General features: G+C 69.3%; 2 protein-coding genes. Both read right to left on the bottom strand.

Going from position 1 to position 1276, the window contains the following annotated elements; genetic code table 11:
* Positions 1 to 282: hypothetical protein (locus LZ199_RS45950; RefSeq protein ID WP_254000187.1), on the bottom strand; the 282-nt coding region annotated here is incomplete at its 3' end.
* 10 nt (positions 283 to 292) lie between these two features.
* On the bottom strand, positions 293 to 1276 hold a 984-nt coding region (tnpC, locus tag LZ199_RS45945), incomplete at its 5' end, for an IS66 family transposase (RefSeq protein WP_254000186.1).

Genomic DNA, 1276 nt, shown 5'->3' with positions numbered 1-1276 from the left:
AATGCCACGCAGGTCATCAGCGAAGAGGAGGCGCTTGCGCGCCACCAGCATGTCGATGGTGGCGCGCATGGAGGAGCAGCCCGGCTCCGGTAGCGCGTCGAGTCGGCGGTAGAGGTCCGGCAACAAGTCTTCCTTGCCCCAGGCCGCGGTGACGAGTGCATTCCAGACGGTGATGGCCACCTGAAGGATGCTCCGACGCTGCTCGAGGGGCATGCTGGGGGGCATGCCTTCGAAGAGAGGCGAGGCGTAGTCCAAGAGGACCGCCGAAATCTTCGCTGCCATGGGGAGTACCTCAGTGAGCCGACAGTTGGTGAGGCAGCAGCGGAGCCTCCCCGCGCAGGGCGGCGCGCGCGGCGGAGCGCAGGTAGGCCTTCGGCTCGAGGCCGCACTGCTTCGCGGACTCCAGCAGTGAGTAGAAGAGGGCCGCGGCCTGGGTGCCACGACGGCTTCTGCTGCCGTAGTGGTTCTTGCGACCAATGACAGGCCCACGCAGGGCACGCTCGGTGGCGTTGTTGTCCAGGGGCACGCGCGCATCGTTGACGAAGCGGGTGAGGCCCGGCCACAGCTTGCCCATGTACGTGAGCGCTCGGCCGAGGCCCGACTCGGGCAACGCGGTTTGCGCCAGCGCCCACGCGTGCAATTGGGCGAGGGCCGCGCGGCTGTGCTGTCGCCTGAAGTCGAGCAGACGTGCTTCGTCGGGCGGCCCCGTCTGGTACTCGCGCTCGATTCGGTACAGCTCGCCGATGAGGCTGACGGCGACGTTGGCCTCGGGGGCCCCGCACTCCAGGAACTTCCTTCGCACGTGGGCCCAGCAGTGCGCGACACCGAAGCGGCCCTGGCTGGCGGAGGCCAGCGAGTCGTACACCGCGTAGCCGTCCGTCATGAGGACTCCGGAGTACTCCTTCAGCAGCGCGCGCGCCGCCTCCGCGCCCCGGCCCTGGGCCACGCGGTAGACGACGGCGGTGGACGAGCAGAGCGCCCACAGGTGCCACTTCGTCTGGCCCTGGCTGCCCAGCAGCGGCCAGCGCGTCTCGTCCGCGCCCAGGACTCCCTGCAGCAGTTGGTAGACGTGCAGCGCCTCGTAGGTGGGCAGCAGCAGGCGCACCAGCGCCGCCAACTGGTCCCACAGCGTCTGGCTGTCGCAGGTGAGGCCCTCGCGTGCCATGGCACGCACCTGCCTCTCCAACGGCAGGTGGTCGAGGTACTTGGAGGCGGCCACCTCGACGGCGAAGTCGAGGGAGTAGCGTCCACCGGGCTGGAGTTTGAGAGGCCCGGG

This window comes from Myxococcus qinghaiensis (assembly GCF_024198215.1).
GTDB lineage: Bacteria > Myxococcota > Myxococcia > Myxococcales > Myxococcaceae > Myxococcus > Myxococcus qinghaiensis.
This window is presented reverse-complemented; position numbering and strand designations above follow the sequence as displayed.